Origin of the sequence: Streptococcus sp. UMB1203 (assembly GCF_030217725.1) — a bacterium.
Classification (GTDB): domain Bacteria; phylum Bacillota; class Bacilli; order Lactobacillales; family Streptococcaceae; genus Streptococcus.
This window is the reverse complement of sequence record NZ_JASOOK010000076.1, coordinates 1-371: the sequence shown is the minus strand read 5'-3', so window position 1 is coordinate 371 and position 371 is coordinate 1. Positions and strand designations below refer to the sequence as shown.

1 protein-coding gene is annotated in these 371 nt (G+C 40.2%); it reads right to left on the bottom strand.

The window, feature by feature from the left end; genetic code table 11:
* Window positions 1-371: MiiA motif-containing surface protein (locus QP439_RS09010; RefSeq protein ID WP_502961736.1), on the bottom strand; the 371-nt coding region annotated here is incomplete at both ends.

Sequence of the window (371 nt, the reverse complement as noted above, 5' to 3'; positions counted from 1 at the left end):
GCAAATACTTTCTTAGCATCTGCTAATAAGTCATTCGCTTCTTTTGCAGTTTCTGCATCAAGCTTAGCTGATTCTTTAATGATTAATTCATCTAATTGACGAATAGCACCTTCTAACTTCGCTTTATCCACTTTTGCATCAGTGTTAGTAGCTCCGTTATTGCCAGAAGTTCCGTTTCCGTTACCACTGTTATTGCCTCCACCATTTGATGGTACATATGGACGTTGTTTAAAGATATCGTCTGCTGTCTTAGTTAAGTCTGCTGCTGGAATAACGGCTGTGTTTCCTGATGGTGTTGTCACTGTAGCGTTTCCTTTATCGTCTACTACTACAGTCGCACCTGGATTCACTGCTTTAACTTTGTCTTCGAT